The 489-nt window shown below is 47.4% G+C and carries 1 protein-coding gene; it reads right to left on the reverse strand.

The genetic code is table 11. The annotated features are described in order from the left end of the window. Positions 1-15: 15 nt before the first annotated feature. Positions 16-489 (reverse strand): VOC family protein (locus ACLD7X_RS18575; RefSeq protein ID WP_411425157.1); only part of this gene is annotated, 474 nt, incomplete at its 5' end.

Raw genomic sequence — 489 nt, forward strand, 5'->3', positions numbered from 1 at the left:
GTTAGCGGAAGGTACTTAGTTGGGATCCCACATGCCTTGCTCCACTACTTCCAGTACGTGCCCGTCGGGGTCGTCGAAGTAAAAAGAGCGAGCGCCTCCGGGCCAGGTTTCGTGGTGGTACACGTTGATATCTCTTTCCTGAATGGCACGAAGCAGGGCATTATAGTGCCCTGCCGGTGCTTCAAAGGCGATATGCTGCTTGCCTTCGGCGTAGTGTGGCGGTGGCGTATTTTTTGTAGCGGATACTTCCGGTAGAAAGCAGAGTAGCACGGAGCTGCCGGCCCGAAAAAATACATGACTACTTTCGACAAATGAAATTATTTCCAGACCCAGTTGTTCTGAATAGAAAGCTCTGGTTTTTTCAAGGTCGCTCACATAAAGACAAGTTTCTTTTATTTGGGTGAACTGCATAGGAATAACGGAAGCTTTGAAGAGTAATTTAGTGAACTTAATGTAGAAAGACGGAGGGGTATCTCCCAAATTAAGTGT

Origin of the sequence: Aphanothece microscopica RSMan92 (assembly GCF_046613545.2) — a bacterium.
Lineage (GTDB): Bacteria > Cyanobacteriota > Cyanobacteriia > PCC-6307 > Cyanobiaceae > NIES-981.